This is a genomic window from Pseudomonas sp. P5_A12 (genome assembly GCF_056400685.1).
In genome coordinates this window covers 1-627 of the sequence record NZ_JBFUKU010000626.1, presented here as the reverse complement: position 1 = coordinate 627, position 627 = coordinate 1, and the positions used below count along the sequence as shown (strand labels likewise).

The 627-nt window shown below is 51.4% G+C and carries 1 protein-coding gene; it reads right to left on the bottom strand.

The features are described from left to right. Nucleotides 1–627, bottom strand: a 627-nt coding sequence (locus AC1DSG_RS31575) for a WcaI family glycosyltransferase (protein ID WP_477794358.1), incomplete at both ends; no start/stop codon positions are given.

The window sequence follows — 627 nt, the reverse complement described above, 5'->3', positions numbered from 1 at the left end:
TTACATTACTGAGCCCGCGTTGCTGACACATATCCAGCAAACGCGATTTCCCAGCCCCCTCACCAACAACCAAGAAGACCAACTCCGCTCGCTCTGCTAACTGTTCAGCGGCGTGAATAACACATTCCAGACCTTGCTTTTCGCCGATATTTCCAGAATAAAGCAACACTCGCTTGGCCGGATCTACACCGAGTCGGCTCAACAGTTCTGCATTACGTGGCACATCATGGAAGCGGGCTGTTTCCGACCAGTTTGGAAAGAAACGCAGCTGTTCTTTTTCTACACCCTTTTGCTCCGCCCGTTGCAACATGCCACTGGAAATTGTGGATACTCTGTCAAATGCGCGTAATAACGCTCGTTCAACGGCAAAAGCGAAACGTTTGAGTTTGTCGCCTTGGACGATAGAAAGGCCAAACAGAGCATCCACTTCATAGTCCTGTATATGCAGTACCGACTTTGCGCCTGTCAGCTTTGCCAAGGCGAGGGCCTGAGGCGCGCAAAACAAGCTCGGCACCACAAGCATGACCAAATCGGGCTTCCATCTCAGCTGAGCGAAAATCGCAAATGCAGAGGAAATGGAGAAACTAGCCAAGTGTAGCAAGCGCTTGATTGCAGTCGGGCGGGCAG